Source organism: Fictibacillus halophilus (genome assembly GCF_016401385.1).
Classification (GTDB): Bacteria; Bacillota; Bacilli; order Bacillales; family Fictibacillaceae; genus Fictibacillus; species Fictibacillus halophilus.
Map to the genome: position 1 here is coordinate 1 of NZ_JAEACF010000006.1, position 16,508 is coordinate 16,508.

The window sequence follows — 16,508 nt, forward strand, 5'->3', positions numbered from 1 at the left end:
AGAAGAAATGCTTCTTCTCTTATTATCCGGTATTAGCCCCGGTTTCCCGGAGTTATCCCCGTCTTACAGGCAGATTACCCACGTGTTACTCACCCGTCCGCCGCTAAATCAGAGGAGCAAGCTCCTCTTCATTCGCTCGACTTGCATGTATTAGGCACGCCGCCAGCGTTCATCCTGAGCCAGGATCAAACTCTCCATAAAAGTGTTTGTCTTGCTCGATTTTATTACTGACGGAATTAATTCTTAATTCCTTACCTATTTCTTTTGTTCAGTTTTCAAAGAACTTTTTGTTTCGTTTTTGTTAGTCGCTCGTTTTGGCGACTTTATTAGATTACCATGTCGCAACCCTCGTTGTCAACAGCTTTTTTCAAAAACTTTTAATCGTTTATGTAATGCTCATCAACATGTCAGTATTCCTTGCGACGAAGAATAATATACCATCATTTTCGCTCTTGTACAATAGTTTTTACGAAAAAAAGATAACTTTTATTAAGTTCTTTTCAAGGGTTTGCAACACATACAAAATACAGCGCTCGAATCACTTTTTTATACAAGATATAGTAAGATCATAATCTTGAACAACACCTTAATTATGATACTCGTTTTACAAATTCCTATACTTACTTCCTCATAAAATCAAAAAGCCAGCAAGAAGCTGGCTTTTTGTCTTGATTATTTTTCAGAATGACGCATTTGTGGGAATAATAGAACGTCTCGAATTGATGGTGAGTTTGTTAACAGCATCACTAGACGATCGATTCCGATTCCTAGTCCACCTGTAGGAGGCATACCATATTCAAGTGCCTCTACAAAGTCTTCATCCATCATATGCGCTTCGTCATTCCCTTCAGCGCGTTCTTTTAATTGCTCTTCAAAACGTTCACGCTGATCGATTGGGTCATTTAGCTCAGAGAATGCATTAGCATGCTCACGCCCGACAATAAATAGCTCAAAACGATCAGTAAAGCGAGGGTCCTCAGGATTCTTCTTCGCTAAAGGTGAGATTGCAACTGGGTGACCATACACAAATGTAGGCTGAATCAGTTTTTCTTCTACAAAGTGCTCAAAGAATTCATTTACAACATGACCATAAGACATGTTGTCTTTTACAGGTACATTATGTTCTTTCGCTAGGGTGCGAGCTTCTTCGTCAGTCATTTCAGGCCAGAAGTCTACGCCAGCTGCTTCTTTAATCGCATCGACCATGTGTACTCTTTTCCAACGCGGCTTAAGATCTACTTCATAGTCTCCGTAAGTTACAGTTGTTGTGCCTAATACATCTTGTGCGATATGAGCTACCAAATTCTCCGTCAATTCCATGATATCAAGGTAATCTGCGTATGCTTCATACAGCTCGATCATCGTAAATTCCGGATTATGACGAGTTGATACTCCTTCATTACGGAATACGCGGCCGATCTCATACACTTTTTCAAGTCCACCTACGATAAGGCGCTTAAGGTGAAGTTCGATCGCGATTCGCATGTAAAGCTCCATATCAAGTGCATTATGATGCGTGATGAACGGACGAGCAGAAGCTCCACCAGGAATTGAATGCATGGTTGGCGTTTCTACTTCTAAATAACCATTGTCATCTAAGTAACGGCGCATAGAACGGATGATCTTAGAACGAGAAATGAAGGTATCTTTTACTTCAGGGTTCATGATTAGATCAACATAACGTTGACGGTAGCGCTGTTCAACGTCTTTAAGCCCATGAAACTTATCAGGAAGTGGACGCAGGGATTTTGTTAATAACTGAAAATCCTTCGCTTTAATAGAAAGCTCTCCTACTTTTGTTTTAAAGACAAGTCCTGTTACCCCTACCCAGTCACCGATATCAATCGTATTGAATAGTTCGTATTGCTCATCACCAACAGCATCTAATCTTACATAGATCTGGATCTTTCCAGACAAGTCTTGAATGTGAGCAAATCCCGCTTTCCCTTTTCCGCGTTTTGTCATGATACGACCCGCAAGAGTTACTGAGATCTCTTCATTATCAAGTTCTTCTTTTTCTTTTTCTCCGTATTCAGAAACGAGATCAGCTGCAGTATGTGTACGGTCGAACTTTGTACCGAAAGGATCTACTCCTTTTTCAGTTAATGCAGCTAACTTTTCTCTTCTAACACGAAGCAAGTCATTTAATTCTACTTCTTGGCTCATGGGAACACTCCTAGCTTTTAGCAGTTTTGAATATCAAGTATGGTATAAGATAAATCTTCGCCGAAAGGAACACGAACAGTAAATGTCGAGTGAACAGTTTTTCCAATCGCAGCTTTTGCAATGAGTGACTGTACAGAGATCATATTTTCGCGAGGATCAGCTTCAAAAGGATGTACGATCGTATACGTGTACCGTTCTTTGTAAACTGTATCTTCTATAGTAATGGTGGAGCCGGGTTCTACATGGTAACCCGCTTCCCTAACCATTGGCCATGTAATGGATTGAGCTAAAATATCTTTTATCTCAGACACCCGCGTATGAATGAATTCTTTTTCTAACGTGTTTCGGCATTCCTTTTTACGTTTTAATAGGTATTGTAGTTCTTTTTCTAAGTTCCTGGTGCCTTCTTGGGTGAGTTTGAGCATAGCCATAAGCTATTCCTCCTCCATTATAATAAAGAAAAACACCGGATGCTGAATCTGCTGTCTTTAAGCAAACAACAGCCAGTCATCTGATGATCTGGCTGTATGTTGCTAGTGTTAGCTGATTTTTTGTACTTCTTCTAATTGATCTACATAATCAAACAATAGTTTACTCATCTCTTCACGAGTAGTCATCTGGTTGATCGCGTTTCGAACAGAACCCGTTTGAGGCAAGCCTTTAAGATACCATGCTGTATGCTTTCTCATCTCTCTTGCAGCAACATCTTCACCTTTAAGGTCGATCAAACGATCCATATGAAGCATGCAGATGTTCATCTTTTCACGCGCAGTAGGTTCAGGCGCGATTATTCCGTTCTGTAGATATTGAACGGTTCGATAAAGCATCCATGGGTTACCGAGTGCAGCTCTTCCGATCATAACCCCGTCTACCCCATATTGATCCATACGGTCTTTCGCTTCTTGAGGAGAAGAGATATCACCGTTACCGATTACCGGAATAGATACGTTCTTCTTCACTTCACCGATGATGTCCCAATCTGCTACTCCTTCATACATTTGAACACGCGTACGGCCGTGTACAGCAACAGCAGCTCCTCCTGCACGTTCAACCGCCTGAGCATTCTTAACAGCATAGATATGATCTTCATCCCAACCGATACGCATTTTTACAGTTACGGGTTTCTGAACTGCATCGACCGTAGCCGCTACCATCTCATAAATCTTGTCAGGATCGAGCAGCCACTTTGCTCCTGCATCACATTTTGTGATTTTAGGAACCGGGCAACCCATGTTGATATCAATAATGTCTGCGTTCGTATTTTTATCTACGTATTTAGCAGCAGCCACTAGAGATTCACGTTCTCCTCCAAAGATCTGCAGGCTAAGTGGTTTTTCGCGTTCATCTACATAAAGCATCTTTAAAGATCTTTCGTTCTCATGCAGAATCCCTTTGTCACTCACCATTTCTGCACAGACGAGCCCGGCTCCGAACTCTTTTGCGATCAATCGGAAAGCAGGGTTGCACACACCAGCCATTGGTGCTAGAACTACCGGATTCTTCAAAGTAATATCACCTATTTTCAAGTTAAATATCACCTCGTTCCTCTTACTGTCTTTATATATTGATTTACTTATTGTAGTTCTTCTACGTTAATGCTGAATTGATCTGCAATTTTGTGTAGCAGATCTCCTTTGGGCTTTCGGCTGCCCCTTTCCACCTCACCAAGAACCGAAACTGAGATTCCGATATCTTTAGCAAGCTGTTCTTGGGTATAACCTTTTAACTTTCTGAACGCACGGATGCGTCTTCCCAGTCGGTCTTCTTCCATATGCGTACACCTTCTTTATCTCTTTGTTCGCAAAGGACTTGATGTAACGAAATTGATTTCTCCGGGTAACAATCATCTGGAGCAATTTCACATAGAGGTATGAGAACAAACGCCCTTTCAAGCATACGTGGATGCGGAATGGTTAACTCTTCCGTCTGTATACTTACACTATTATACAATAAAATGTCAAGGTCTATTGTTCGCGGTCCCCATTTTTGAACCCTTTTCCGGTCTAGTTTCGTCTCTACTTCTTGCAGTTTACTCAAAAGTGCCTGTGGAGAAAGAGAGGTTTTGAGTTTTAATGCTAAATTTAAGAACAATGGCTGATCAGTGACACCTACAGGATCTGTCTCATAGATCGAAGAGACGGATTCGATACGGATGTCATCAAACTGTTCTAATAAAGAAATGGCTTGTTTAAGCAATCCTTCTCGATCTCCCATATTCGAACCAACAGATAGATAAGCAATATGGTTACTCACCATCTATACACGTCCCCTTGTGATCTCAACTGCTACCGATTCATAATGCCCAGGGATCGGAGGATCTGGTTTGATCACTTTTACCATCACTTCATCAACCAACGTAAATCTGCCTAGTATGGAGGCAGAGATCGCTTCAGCCAATGTTTCCAAAAGCTTAACGGGCTCACCTTCTACGATTTCTTTAACTGCCCCGTATACCTCACCATAGTTGACTGTATGGTCTAGTTCATCAGAAAGTCCCGCTTTGGAAAGGTCCATTGATAATACTAAGTCCACGTTAAAACGTTGTCCAAGCTTTTGCTCTTCTTTAAACACACCGTGATAGCCATAAAACTTCATACCGTTCACATACATCTTATCCATGAGACACCGCTCCTTTTTTGAGCATGATGTCCATCATCTTCGTCATTCTGCTCATTTCTTTTACATCATGAACACGAACGATTGAGCAACCGCGTTCAATACCGAGGCAAACTGTCGCACCTGTACCTTCCATGCGCTCATCAACTGGCAGATCGAGTGCTTTTCCAATCATCGATTTACGTGAAGTTCCTAATAAGACAGGATAGCCCATCTTAACAATTTCATTCAGTCTTCTGATCGTTTCAAGATTTTGTTCGAACGTTTTAACAAAACCAACACCCGGATCTAGGATGATGTTGTCAGGATTAACGCCTGCCTTCACAGTTATCGCGATACTATGCTCTAGATCTGCGATTACATCTGGCATGAATTCTTGGTAGTTCGTATCAAATCGGTTATGCATGAGGATGACTGGCACATTCGTCTCGGCCATCACCCTTGGCATATCCGGATCAAATTTGGCTCCCCATACGTCGTTGATGATATGAGCACCAGCTTTTATTGCTTGATAGGCAGTCTCTGCTTTATACGTATCAATCGATAAGGGAACGTTTACTTCTTTTCTTAATGCTTCTATAACAGGAATTACACGTTCCAGCTCTTGTTCGAGCGGCACTTTCTCTGCACCTGGCCTAGTCGATTCACCGCCGATATCAATCATATCAGCGCCATCTTCCACCATCTGCTTCGCGTGAAGGATCGCCTGTTCGATTCGGTTGTAATGCCCGCCATCTGAAAACGAATCCGGAGTCACATTAAGAATACCCATCACATATGTTTTTTTTGAAAAATCAAGTACGTACTCACCGCAGTTCAGTTTTTGCTGCCTTAGCATCATTTCGTGCATGGAGAATCTATCCTTTCAAAAAACATCAAATACTTCTATATTGTTCCTTCGTATGTCTCATGTAGAGCTCCCTAAACTTCTGATACACTTCACCTTCAGCTCCAGAGAACATTGTGCCTTGAAAATGACTGACCGGAACGAGCTCTTGTATCGAGTTCGTAAGGAAAACTTCAGCCGCTTCTTTTAAAGTCTCTATATTATAATTCCCCGTTTCAAGAGGAATGTTCAACTCTTTTGCTGCATGCATGACCCATTTTCGCGTGATACCCTCTAAAATCCCTGTGGAACTGTGAGGGGTATAGAGCTTTTTATCTTTGTACCAAAAGAGGTTGGATACGGTTCCCTCACTGATATAGCCTTCTTGGGTCAGGAAAATGCCTTCTTGATTCATGTTAGAAAGCTCTTTTTTTCCCAAGATGCTGTTTAAATAGTGGTGAGATTTCAGCCTCTTCTCACCTTCTGGCGTATTGCGTCTCGTTTTTAAAAGTACTAATTCTTTTTCTGGAATAGAGCTTGTTTCCACGAGAGGTTTTGTATATAGGATGACGACTGGTTCTATATATGGCTCCGTCTGCAATCCGATGTCACCCACACCAGCTGATACGTTCAATCTAAAATAAGCGTTACTCAACTTATTTTTAGCCAGAAGCGTTCTCACCATCTCCATAACGGTGTCTGAATCCATTTTAAGATTGATATTCAATTCGTCTAACGCTTCATGTAGCCGGGTCAAGTGCTCATCAATTAAAAAAGGAAAACCATCATAGGTTCTGAATGTTTCAAACGCCCCTAAACCATACATGAAGCCATGATCATACGGTGAGATCATAGCATCATCTTTGGAAAGCACTTTTCCGTTTAAATAGATGTACATGGAACTTCCTTGCCTTTATAAAAATCAATAAAATTTCTAAGCAATTTCTTTCCGTCTTCCGTTAGTATGGACTCCGGATGATATTGAACGCCTTCAATTGGAAGCTCTTTATGACGAATTCCCATGATTTCTCCTTCACTTGTCCAAGAAGAAATCTCAAAGCAATCAGGCAGGGTTTCTCTTTTTACAATCAATGAATGATAGCGTGTTGCCGGAAATTCTTGCGGAAGTCCCTTATAAACCGTCTTCCCGTCATGATGAACAGGTGACACTTTGCCATGCATCAATCGTTCTGCACGCACCACATCTCCGCCGAATACTTGCGCGATCGACTGATGACCTAAGCAAACTCCGAAAATTGGTATCTTTCCTGCAAAATACGAGATCGCTTCTAGCGAGATACCCGCTTCATTCGGAGAACATGGTCCTGGAGAAATCATTAAGAAATCTGGATTCAATTGCTCAATCTGTTCAATCGTTATCTCATCGTTACGTTTTACGACTAATTCCTCACCCATCTCACCTAAATACTGAACGAGGTTGTACGTAAAAGAATCGTAGTTATCAATCATTAAAATCATCTCGTCTCATCTCCTCTCATGTGCTGTCTTATACCAAAATTGACCCGAGCTCACTCTGCTCTTTGGCACGCCACAGCGCCTCTGCTTTTTTTAGACTTTCCTTGTACTCACTTTCAGGTATGGAGTCAATAACGATACCCGCACCCGCTTGAACGTGTGCAATTTCATTTTGACATACCATCGTCCGAATTGCGATATTCATTTCCGTGTCGCCGTTAAAACCAATCCATCCGATACTTCCTGTGTATACACCTCTTCGGACAGGCTCTAACTCTTCTATGATCTCCATCGTTCTTACTTTTGGAGCACCCGTGATCGTACCGCCTGGGAATGTCGCTTTGATGCAATCGAACGCATCATATTCTGGCCTTAATGTCCCTACCACATTTGAGACAATATGCATCACGTGTGAATACCTTTCGATCACCATGAACTCATCCACATTCACGCTGCCATATACAGAAACTTTACCAAGATCGTTTCGTTCAAGATCGACGAGCATCACATGTTCCGCTCGTTCTTTTTTATTTTGGATCAGCGTGTTTGCAAGCTCGATATCTTCTTCTTCTGTTCTGCCTCGTGGTCGTGTTCCCGCGATCGGACGCGTGCTGATCAGGTCACCTTTTTTCTTTACTAAAAGTTCAGGTGACGCACTAACAAGCTGAAAGTCTGGTGTTTCTAAGTAGCTCATATATGGAGATGGGTTGATTCTTCTTAATTCTTCATAAATGTTTAAAGGAGTTGTTCGTAGAGCCTTTGACTGACGAACTGAAAGATTTACTTGGAACACATCACCATCAGAAATATATTCTTGAATTTTTTTAACCGCCTCTACAAAAACATCCTCAGTCATTGAAACGTGTTTAAAATCTTCAATGGGATAGCTCTGAATCTCTTGATTCGTTTCTGTATCAGCAGATAGCGGCGTTTCCCACATTTCTCTATACGCGCGAAGCTTGTCTATGCTATAAGAGTCATCCTTGTTTTCAGTCAAAGTCATAATCCATAACATACTTGTTTCATGTTCATAAACAAAGACATCTTTAAACAGCAAGAAGTATAAGTCCGGAAGACCTAGGTCATCTTCTGAAGTAACGGGCAGCTTTTCAAACTCTCGCGTCAGATCATAGCTTAAGTACCCGATCGCTCCACCCGTAAAGTCTGGCAATCCTTCTACCCGCTCCACTTCAAAATCTTTGAACCAGTTCTGAAACTGCTCATATACAGGTCCTTTTAAAACAGTCGAGCCTTCATCTGTTTTTATTGTTAAAACATCTTGTTTTCCAGTGACTTCGGCAAACGGAGAAAGTCCGATGATGCTATACTTTCCTGTTCTTCCACTCTCCAGCAAAACGTGGTGAGCTTCAGTTGCCGCTAATGATTTATATTTGTAAAACCACTCTTCTTTAGATAGAGGTATACATGAATGCATGACATGCCATTTTTTGTTCATCCCCATACGGTCACTCTCCCAAAAATCTTCTGCTTACATTGTACATGAGGTGTTTCACTTTGGCACACCTTTCTCCCAATTTCCTGCATTTACATGGGTTTTATCTCCATCTTCGAAAGTCTTGAGGGATGATGACCTTGTGTAGTACGAAAAAAGCGACATTTAAGAGAGCAAGACTAACTAAAGGATTGATTTTAAGAACTTAACTGATTTTAGCTAATACGAAGTGGAGTATACACGACGATAATTCAAGAAATCTCAGCTATAATTCAGGAAATTTCAGAGTTTTTCCGGCGAGTTTCGGCAATAATCTGGCGAGATTTGAACATATATCGGCGAGTTGACAATGTTCGACGATCCCAACCCGTCATATAACAAAAAAAGCCCCCCGAAAGGGAGCTCGCTAAAGAATTAATCTTCAAATTGGTACAGTGGAGTACTTAAGTAACGTTCCCCGTTACTTGGAATGATGGCTAAAACTTTTTTACCTTTGCCAAGCTTCTTAGCAACTTTTAATGCTGCTGATATGGCTGCACCAGAAGAAATACCGCCTAAAAGCCCTTCCTCACGTGCGGCTTTTCTTGCCCATTCGAAGGCTTCATCGTTTGAGATGGTCAACACTTCTTCGTAGATGTCTGTTTTTAAGATATCGGGAACAAAACCTGCCCCGATTCCTTGTATCTTGTGCGGTCCTGGCTTACCGCCAGATAATACAGGAGAATCAGTCGGTTCAACCGCATAGATCTTAATATCAGGGTATTTCTCTTTTAAAACCTGACCTGCACCTGTAATTGTTCCGCCTGTGCCGATTCCAGATACGAATGCATCTAGACCGTCTGGGAATTGTGCGACGATCTCCTGACCTGTTGTGTTTCGATGGATGGCGGGGTTCGCTTCGTTCTTAAACTGCTGTGGCATGAAGTAGCCTTTTTCTTTTGCTAGTTCTTCAGCTTTTCTGATCGCTCCACCCATTCCTTCAGGTCCAGGTGTTAGTACAAGGTCTGCACCATAAGCTCTCAGCAGATTTCTTCTTTCTAAACTCATCGTTTCAGGCATGACAAGAACCGTTTTGTATCCTTTTGCAGCAGCAACCATAGCCAAACCAATACCCGTGTTCCCACTAGTTGGTTCAACGATCGTATCTTCTGCTTTTAATTTTCCGCTTTTCTCTGCATCTTCAATCATCGCTAATGCGATGCGATCTTTTACACTGCTTCCCGGGTTCATAAACTCTAACTTCAGGTAAACATCTGCCATATCCTCTGTTGTTATACGATTCAATTTCACTACAGGCGTTTGACCAATCAGATCTGTTATCGATTGTGCCACTCTTGCCATTTGCCATCACTCCTAAAACCGAGTATTTTTATTGGATTAATTGTAGCAACCCTGGAAATACTCTGTCAATTTTATTGCATACGAAAATCATCTATTACAATGGTACGCAGTTATTTCTAATTCATGTATAAAACAAAACCCGGAGAAAAGTCCGGGTTTACGCTTTTGCTTGATCCAGCAAGGTTTGAAGTTCTTCTTTTGTAAAGATATAAGTGGCGTTACAAAATTGACAGTTCGTTTCTGCTTGACCGTCTTCTTCTATAATATCTGAAATTTCTTGTTCACCAAGGCTTACGATCGCCTGTCCAAAACGCTCATGTGAACACGTACACTGAAAACGTACGGGAGATTTCTCAAGGATTTGGACTTGGTCTTCCCCTAAAAGCTCAAATAAGATTTCCTCTGGTGTCATCCCTTTTTCGATCAATCGAGAAATCGGAGGAATCGCGTTGATTCTTTCTTCTAGCAAATCAACGATTGCATCCGAAGCATTTGGCATTACTTGTACGATAAATCCGCCTGATGCTTTGATCGAATTATCCGGATTTACGAGAACTCCAACACCTACTGCAGAAGGTACTTGTTCAGAAGAAGCAAAGTAATACGTGAAGTCCTCTCCTAGTTCACCTGATACCATCGGCACTTGTCCTGTGAACTTTTCGCGCATTCCGATATCTTTTAAGACAGACAGGAATCCATCTTTTCCTACCGCTCTCGCTACGTCTAACTTGCCTTTACTGTTTAACTCAAAGTGAGTATGCGGATTTGTTACATAACCACGTGTCTCACCTTTTGTATTGCTGTCTACGATGATTACTCCGATTGGGCCGCCGCCTTCAATCTTCACCGTTATGCTGTTGTTTTCACCTTTTAGCATCATACCCATCATGGTTGATGCCGTCATCGCTCTTCCTAAAGCAGCCGAAGCTGTCGGCCATGTATCGTGTCTTCTTTGTCCTTCACTTACCATCTCCGTAGAAGAGATCGCATAAGCGCGGATCTGCCCATCATAAGCAAGAGCCTTTATTAAATAATCATTCATTGAAACTCACCCTTTAACCATTCTTATTTTTATCGTATATCAGCAATAGACCTTTTAATGTTAAAAATGGATCAACGTGATCAATCACGTTGCTTTCCGCTGCAATTAAATTCGCAAGTCCACCGGTCGCAATTACTTTTGGTTCAACCTCAGACTGTTCTTTCATTCTTTTTACAATACCCTCTACTTGTCCTACATATCCATAGAGAATACCCGCTTGCATGGCGTTAACCGTATTCTTACCGATCACACCCTCAGGCTTAGCGATCTCAATCCGCGGTAACTTTGCGGCTTTTGTGTATAGAGCTTCTGTAGAGATATTGATACCAGGCGCGATCGCTCCACCCATATACTGTTTGTTTTCATTGATGTAACAATACGTAGTAGCTGTTCCAAAATCAACGATGATCAGTGGTGCATCATATTCGTGAATAGCAGCGACTGCGTTAACAATTCGGTCTGCTCCAACTTCTCTCGGGTTTTCATATTTTATATTCAACCCTGTTTTAATACCAGGTCCCACTACTAATGGGCGTTGGTTAAAATATTTCACACACATGCGCTCTAAGGCGAACATGATTGGTGGCACAACTGAAGATATGATGATTCCTTCAATCTGCTCTTTATGAATATTAACGTGACGGAACAGATCAAGTATCAGCATGCCATACTCATCTTCTGTTTTTTCACGTGATGTATGAATTCTCCAATGATGCTTCAGTTCATCATTCTCGTAGAGTCCTAAAACAATATTCGTATTTCCGACATCAAACACAAAAATCATGGAATTTGTCCCCGCTTCTTATCTTAAGTTTCTATAATAGTTATAACATAAAACGTATAGGAGTAAAGCATGGCGGCTTATTCAGATATTTTAGTAACCCTATGGTGCTCTTGGATGTGGTTGATTTCCGTTACAGGTACTCGCTTTCCGCGGGGCAGGCGGTGAGCCACATTCGTACGTTTCACGTATAAGTGTCTCACCCGCCCGCCTGTCCCGCAGGAGTCTCCTACCTTTCACTCCAATCAACTTGTCGGTGAAGAAAAATGAACAAAAAGAATACTAAAAGATAAGGGTAAATTCTATTGCTCTTTCAGGAGAGTTTCACAACTTTCATTCAAAAAGAAGTGTTACACAGAGGATACCTACAAAACCTTCATCGAATAGCTAATTGGAGCGGAAGGGCGAGACTCCTGCAGGATGAGTGGGACAGGTGAGACCATTCAATGACGCAAAGCGGCGAATGGGCTCACCGCACACCCTGCGGAAAGCGAGTCCTGCAGCGGAAATTAGCCTCTCTCCCAAAAAAATAGCAAAGCACATCAAAAAAGGACACCTCATCTCTGAGGCATCCTTTTAAAAATTAATCTTGTTTTGGTTCTTCATCCTTTTTGTTAAGTGTTACTTTAACATCATCAGATGGGTTGGAAATCGTTTTTCTGTCAGGTAATTTACCTGTTTTAACGAGTTCTTTGATTTGTTCTTCATCAAGCGTTTCTACAGTTAACAATGTCTGAGCAATGATTTCAAGTTTAGAATTATGCTCAGTAAGGATCTGACGGCAACGCTCGTAAGATTCTTTAATGATACGCTGAACTTCTAAATCAATTTCATGCGCAATTGCATCACTATAGTTTTGCTCGTTATTGAAGTCTCTTCCTAAGAAGACTTGACCGCCTTGAGTTGAACCGAATTGCATCGGTCCTAAGCGTTCACTCATACCAAACTCTGTTACCATGCGGCGAGCAATTCCAGTCGCACGTTGGAAGTCGTTATGAGCTCCCGTACTTACTTCCTTGAACGTGATCTCTTCAGCCACACGGCCTCCAAGTAGTCCAACGATCTTATCTTCTAATTCAGGTTTTGTCATAAAGTAACGATCTTCTTTCGGAAGCATTACTGTGTAACCACCTGCTTGACCACGAGGGACAACGGTAACTTTATGAACAGTGTCAGCTCCTTCAAGAACTAAACCGATAACAGTGTGACCCGCTTCATGGTAAGCAACAATGTTCTTTTCTTTTTCAGAAATCACACGGCTCTTTTTCGCAGGTCCCGCAATAACACGGTCGATCGCTTCATCAACATCATCCATATCGATCTTTTTCTTATCAGAGCGAGCAGCCACTAGTGCCGCTTCATTCAATAAGTTTTCAAGATCCGCACCAGAGAAACCTGGAGTACGCATCGCGATCGTTTTCAAGTTAACGTCTTCTGCAAGCGGCTTGTTGCGCGCATGCACTTGAAGTACTTCTTCACGTCCTTTTACATCTGGGCGGTTAACCGGAATTTGACGGTCAAAACGTCCCGGACGAAGAAGGGCTGGATCTAGAATATCAGCACGGTTGGTAGCTGCGATAATGATAATTCCTTCATTAGCACCGAAACCATCCATCTCAACTAGCAATTGGTTAAGTGTTTGCTCACGCTCGTCATGACCTCCGCCAAGACCAGCTCCACGCTGACGACCTACCGCATCAATCTCATCGATAAAGATGATACATGGTGCGTTTTTCTTAGCGTTTTCAAACAAGTCACGAACACGTGATGCACCGACACCGACGAACATCTCAACGAAATCAGAACCTGAGATTGAGAAGAATGGAACGCCAGCTTCTCCTGCTACTGCACGTGCAAGAAGTGTTTTACCAGTACCCGGAGGTCCTACTAAAAGAACACCTTTTGGAATACGCGCACCTAGAGCAGAGAACTTACGTGGATCTTTTAAGAATTCAACAACTTCAACTAGCTCTTGTTTCTCTTCATCTGCACCAGCTACGTCTTTAAACGTAACCTTTTTCTTTTCTTCGTTGTAAAGTTTAGCTTTACTCTTACCAAAGTTCATTACTCGGCTTCCGCCGCCTTGCGCTTGGTTAAGTAAGAAGAAGAATAAGATAAAGATAATGACAAACGGAATTATTGAGGTGAAGAACGTCACCCAGCCACTCGTTTGTTCTTGCTGTTTAAATTCAACATTTGATGAATCAGCAAGCTTTTCAATCTCAGCTAGTGTGTTACCAGTTAGAGGAGCATTCGTTTGGAATACTTCTCCTTCTTTAGCACCTTCAAGCTGGCCGCGGACAACGTATACGCCACCCTCAGGCTGGTAAACGATGCTTTCCACTTTGCCTGATTCGATGTACTTAGTCAGCTGGTCATAACGAATTTCTTTGACTTCGTTGTTGTTGCCGTTAAAAAAGCTGACAACTCCAACCACAACTAAAAAGATTAATAAATAAAATATAGTATTACGGAAGATGCGATTCATTCCTTACCTCCTTAGGCGAACAATCAAATCTTATGCGGTTTTCTATTCTTTCTTTTCGTAGATCTCTGGCTTTAAAACGCCAATGTAAGGCAAGTTACGGTATCTCTCGATGTAATCCAATCCATAACCAACAACAAAAGCATCAGGAACGATGAAGCCAGCAAGATCTGGAGCGATATCAACCTTACGTCCTGTAGGCTTATCCAGTAAAGTTACGATCTTAACCGATTTTGCTTTACGTGCCTTAAACAGTTGAACAAGATAGCTGAGCGTTAAACCACTGTCAATAATATCTTCTACAATGATAACGTCTCGACCTTCTAAGGAAGTATCTAAATCTTTAACAATTTTAACTTGACCAGAAGAAACGGTAGATGCACCATAGCTGGACACTGCCATTAAATCGATCTCAAGATGGATATCCATACGTTTGATCAAGTCTGCCATAAAAGGTAGAGCACCTTTTAAAACCCCGACCACCAATGGAAAGCGTTCCTTATATTCCACAGAAAGCTCTTTTCCAAGTTCTTTGATCTTGTTTTGAATAGCTTCTTCGGAAATAAGTGTTTCTAAAATTTCATCATGCATGTTCAACAAGCCTCCTAGACGTCATGGCGATTTTTTATGAAAGCGTAGGATAACCCAAAGTTCTGATGGATTTATTTGATGACGTCTAATGTGTTTTAGCCCTGGAAGCCAAATAATCTTACCGTTTGCATCAACAACAACCGGCCAAACGTTTCTTTCTTCCTGCGGCACTTTAGCATCAATAAATATATCTTTTAATTTCCGAGAACCGACGCCGGCAATCGCCATCCGGTCACCTGGTTTTCGGGTGCGAACTCGTAACGGGAGATCAACCTCTTTCATTGAGAACACAAAAACATCTTTTCCTCTTTGTAAAGCGGGTTCACAATCTGTTATTTCAGCAGTTATACGTCCATTCGGCAGTTCAACATAACCGGGCAGCTCTAGTGAAAAGTCATAAGACCCTTCCTCATTTTTGACGATATGCTCAAAACTTAACAAACATCTGTCATAAGTTCGGCTAACTACTAAACCTGACGGAAAATGCAACATTCCGGATGGATGCTCACTTCCGAGCAAACTAAGAAAGTTTTCCTTATGTACAGAGGAAAGAGATGAAGGATTAATTTTATACAGATAGTTCAATATTAGTGTAATCCCTCTTTTTTGTAAAGGAATAGGCATCTTGTTAAAAGCGGATACAGATAACTCTATTTTCCCCTCTGTTTGCCTGATTAAAACCTTTTCTAACTCTATTTCGGCCAGTTTCAATATATACGCTTCATCTTCGGAAATAGTTTCACTTAAATACTGAAATCTTTCATGCACGTTAGGGTTTTCTTGTTTTAAAAAAGGTAGAATTTTTTTTCTGAAGCGATTTCGAACATATTTATCACTTTCATTGCTTGAATCATAAACAGGAACCAAGTTTTCTACTTTACAATAATGCTCGATTTGGTCTTTTGTTATTCCTAAAAAAGGACGAATTATTTTACCGGTAGCAAACGGCCGTTTCACCGGAATGCCTGCTGAACTGAATCCTTCGCTGCCCCTCGTCATTCTCATGAGCATCGTTTCCACTTGGTCATCGCCATGATGCGCCAATGCGAGCGCCTCTGCATGGTGTTTTTTCATCACTTTTTCAAAAAAATTGTACCTGCAGATTCTAGCAGCGGTTTGTAGTGACAGGCTATGTTCTTCTTGAAAGCTTGCAACATCGGCACTATCACCTTCAAAAATAATACCGCGTTCGTCACAAAAACGTTTAACAAACGCAAGTTCTGACGCCGACTCGTCGCCCCTTAAGCGATGGTCGAACGAGGCCGCAACGACCTTCATTTTGTAATAGGAAGACCTTCTCCATAAAAAATGCAGCAATGCCAAAGAATCTGGTCCTCCGGAAACACCGATCACTACAGATTGGGCGGCTGAAAGAAGCTGGTGTCTTTTGATAAAATTCTCCACTTCCTGCAACGTGAACCGCTCCTTCATTTTCCGTTTTTTAATAAGGCTTGTTTTCGTTGGACTTGTTAACCCAAAAGAATAGCCTGAATGAAATAAGTTCTTCTCTGTTAGATTGTTCATTTGATTTCTTCAATGACAAGTTGATTGAAGTGCAAGGTGCGAGACTCCTGGGGGATCAGCGGGACAGGTGAGACTCTTAACAGCGCATAGCGCTAAGAGGCTCAACGCACGCCCCCCCCCGGAAAGCGAGCAACCTGTAACGGAAAGCAACCACTTCCAAGAGCAACGAAGTTCTACGAAAATGCCTTTTAAAATCATAACAAAGAA

Annotated in this window: 16 protein-coding genes and 1 rRNA gene; all 17 read right to left on the reverse strand. The window is 41.7% G+C overall.

The genetic code is table 11. The features are described 5' to 3' along the window. Positions 1 to 201 (reverse strand): 16S ribosomal RNA (locus tag I5J82_RS19740); the annotation flags it as partial. Between the two features lie 471 nt (positions 202 to 672). Further along, complete coding sequence (gene lysS / locus I5J82_RS19745) at positions 673 to 2,166, reverse strand: lysine--tRNA ligase (RefSeq protein WP_198769429.1); 1,494 nt, start codon at positions 2,164 to 2,166, stop codon at positions 673 to 675. Positions 2,167 to 2,183: 17 nt separating this feature from the next. Next, the gene (locus tag I5J82_RS19750) at positions 2,184 to 2,597 is read right to left on the reverse strand and encodes a GreA/GreB family elongation factor (protein WP_198769430.1); all 414 of its coding nucleotides are present in this window, start codon (positions 2,595 to 2,597) and stop codon (positions 2,184 to 2,186) included. Between the two features lie 108 nt (positions 2,598 to 2,705). Then, positions 2,706 to 3,644 (reverse strand): tRNA dihydrouridine synthase DusB, encoded by a 939-nt coding sequence (gene dusB / locus I5J82_RS19755; RefSeq protein ID WP_198769463.1) that lies wholly within the window; start codon positions 3,642 to 3,644, stop codon positions 2,706 to 2,708. 95 nt (positions 3,645 to 3,739) lie between these two features. After that, entirely contained in the window at positions 3,740 to 3,937 is a 198-nt protein-coding gene (locus I5J82_RS19760; protein WP_153236672.1) for a helix-turn-helix domain-containing protein, read from the reverse strand. Further along, positions 3,889 to 4,422 carry a 2-amino-4-hydroxy-6-hydroxymethyldihydropteridine diphosphokinase gene (gene folK, locus I5J82_RS19765; RefSeq protein ID WP_198769431.1) on the reverse strand — a complete coding sequence of 178 codons (534 nt, stop codon included), beginning with the start codon at positions 4,420 to 4,422 and terminating at the stop codon, positions 3,889 to 3,891. The genes I5J82_RS19760 and folK overlap by 49 nt, the downstream gene beginning before the upstream one ends. After that, entirely contained in the window at positions 4,423 to 4,785 is a 363-nt protein-coding gene (folB, locus tag I5J82_RS19770) for a dihydroneopterin aldolase (RefSeq protein WP_198769432.1), read from the reverse strand. It abuts the gene before it with no gap. Then, the gene (gene folP, locus I5J82_RS19775) at positions 4,778 to 5,623 is read right to left on the reverse strand and encodes a dihydropteroate synthase (protein WP_354019478.1); all 846 of its coding nucleotides are present in this window, start codon (positions 5,621 to 5,623) and stop codon (positions 4,778 to 4,780) included. Before folP ends, folB begins: the two co-directional genes overlap by 8 nt. A gap of 34 nt (positions 5,624 to 5,657) precedes the next feature. Next, positions 5,658 to 6,506, reverse strand: a complete 849-nt coding sequence (gene pabC, locus I5J82_RS19780) for an aminodeoxychorismate lyase (protein WP_198769434.1) — start codon at positions 6,504 to 6,506, stop codon at positions 5,658 to 5,660. After that, positions 6,491 to 7,087 carry an aminodeoxychorismate/anthranilate synthase component II gene (gene pabA / locus I5J82_RS19785; RefSeq protein WP_198769435.1) on the reverse strand — a complete coding sequence of 199 codons (597 nt, stop codon included), beginning with the start codon at positions 7,085 to 7,087 and terminating at the stop codon, positions 6,491 to 6,493. The genes pabC and pabA overlap by 16 nt, the downstream gene beginning before the upstream one ends. 28 nt (positions 7,088 to 7,115) lie before the next feature. After that, entirely contained in the window at positions 7,116 to 8,540 is a 1,425-nt protein-coding gene (locus I5J82_RS19790; protein ID WP_198769464.1) for an anthranilate synthase component I family protein, read from the reverse strand. A gap of 411 nt (positions 8,541 to 8,951) precedes the next feature. Beyond that, complete coding sequence (cysK, locus tag I5J82_RS19795; RefSeq protein WP_198769436.1) at positions 8,952 to 9,878, reverse strand: cysteine synthase A; 927 nt, start codon at positions 9,876 to 9,878, stop codon at positions 8,952 to 8,954. Positions 9,879 to 10,035: 157 nt separating this feature from the next. Next, positions 10,036 to 10,920: an Hsp33 family molecular chaperone HslO gene (gene hslO / locus I5J82_RS19800; RefSeq protein ID WP_198769437.1), complete on the reverse strand. Its 885-nt coding sequence runs from the start codon at positions 10,918 to 10,920 to the stop codon at positions 10,036 to 10,038. Positions 10,921 to 10,933: 13 nt separating this feature from the next. Then, the gene (locus I5J82_RS19805) at positions 10,934 to 11,704 is read right to left on the reverse strand and encodes a type III pantothenate kinase (RefSeq protein WP_198769438.1); all 771 of its coding nucleotides are present in this window, start codon (positions 11,702 to 11,704) and stop codon (positions 10,934 to 10,936) included. Positions 11,705 to 12,284: 580 nt separating this feature from the next. Next, a complete protein-coding gene (gene ftsH / locus I5J82_RS19810; RefSeq protein WP_198769439.1) occupies positions 12,285 to 14,189 on the reverse strand; it encodes an ATP-dependent zinc metalloprotease FtsH in 1,905 nt (634 codons plus the stop codon). A gap of 42 nt (positions 14,190 to 14,231) precedes the next feature. Next, a complete protein-coding gene (gene hpt, locus I5J82_RS19815; protein ID WP_066390553.1) occupies positions 14,232 to 14,777 on the reverse strand; it encodes a hypoxanthine phosphoribosyltransferase in 546 nt (181 codons plus the stop codon). A gap of 21 nt (positions 14,778 to 14,798) precedes the next feature. Continuing rightward, a complete protein-coding gene (gene tilS, locus I5J82_RS19820; protein WP_233096706.1) occupies positions 14,799 to 16,301 on the reverse strand; it encodes a tRNA lysidine(34) synthetase TilS in 1,503 nt (500 codons plus the stop codon). Between the last annotated feature and the right edge of the window lie 207 nt (positions 16,302 to 16,508).

Bases quoted from the DNA above. Each gene is read 5' to 3' on its own strand.
- lysS (WP_198769429.1), bottom strand. From the start codon at position 2,166: ATGAGCCAAGAAGTAGAATTAAATGACTTGCTTCGTGTTAGAAGAGAA.
- I5J82_RS19750 (WP_198769430.1), bottom strand. From the start codon at position 2,597: ATGGCTATGCTCAAACTCACCCAAGAAGGCACCAGGAACTTAGAAAAA.
- dusB (WP_198769463.1), bottom strand. From the start codon at position 3,644: ATGGCTGGTGTGTGCAACCCTGCTTTCCGATTGATCGCAAAAGAGTTC.
- I5J82_RS19760 (WP_153236672.1), bottom strand. From the start codon at position 3,937: ATGGAAGAAGACCGACTGGGAAGACGCATCCGTGCGTTCAGAAAGTTA.
- folK (WP_198769431.1), bottom strand. From the start codon at position 4,422: ATGGTGAGTAACCATATTGCTTATCTATCTGTTGGTTCGAATATGGGA.
- folB (WP_198769432.1), bottom strand. From the start codon at position 4,785: ATGGATAAGATGTATGTGAACGGTATGAAGTTTTATGGCTATCACGGT.
- folP (WP_354019478.1), bottom strand. From the start codon at position 5,623: ATGATGCTAAGGCAGCAAAAACTGAACTGCGGTGAGTACGTACTTGAT.
- pabC (WP_198769434.1), bottom strand. From the start codon at position 6,506: ATGTACATCTATTTAAACGGAAAAGTGCTTTCCAAAGATGATGCTATG.
- pabA (WP_198769435.1), bottom strand. From the start codon at position 7,087: ATGATTTTAATGATTGATAACTACGATTCTTTTACGTACAACCTCGTT.
- I5J82_RS19790 (WP_198769464.1), bottom strand. From the start codon at position 8,540: ATGAACAAAAAATGGCATGTCATGCATTCATGTATACCTCTATCTAAA.
- cysK (WP_198769436.1), bottom strand. From the start codon at position 9,878: ATGGCAAGAGTGGCACAATCGATAACAGATCTGATTGGTCAAACGCCT.
- hslO (WP_198769437.1), bottom strand. From the start codon at position 10,920: ATGAATGATTATTTAATAAAGGCTCTTGCTTATGATGGGCAGATCCGC.
- I5J82_RS19805 (WP_198769438.1), bottom strand. From the start codon at position 11,704: ATGATTTTTGTGTTTGATGTCGGAAATACGAATATTGTTTTAGGACTC.
- ftsH (WP_198769439.1), bottom strand. From the start codon at position 14,189: ATGAATCGCATCTTCCGTAATACTATATTTTATTTATTAATCTTTTTA.
- hpt (WP_066390553.1), bottom strand. From the start codon at position 14,777: ATGCATGATGAAATTTTAGAAACACTTATTTCCGAAGAAGCTATTCAA.
- tilS (WP_233096706.1), bottom strand. From the start codon at position 16,301: ATGAACAATCTAACAGAGAAGAACTTATTTCATTCAGGCTATTCTTTT.